1 pseudogene is annotated in these 249 nt (G+C 41.4%); it reads right to left on the bottom strand.

Annotated elements, in window-relative coordinates:
- Nucleotides 1-249: pseudogene (locus ACTRWI_RS22865) on the bottom strand (transposase); the annotation flags it as partial.

Consider the following 249-nt stretch of genomic DNA (forward strand, 5'->3'; position numbering starts at 1 on the left):
AACGACCATCCCATATTTCCCTTACCATGACAGGCAATGCCGTCAAACACCTTGTTTCTCTTAGCTCTGATGATATGACAGACTTCAATTTTGTTGAATCAATAAATTGAATACCTGTTGGCTTGCCCAATTTGGAAGTGAGATAAGAGCACATAGGAATAACAGCGCTTGCAGTAACACCGAGGAATCGCGTGTAGCTGAGCAGTTTAGGAAAATAGCAGCGTAGCTCTTTACTGACATAATTGAGAA

The sequence above is a fragment of the Pseudoalteromonas sp. G5_S1_14_S5 genome, from assembly GCF_054968605.1.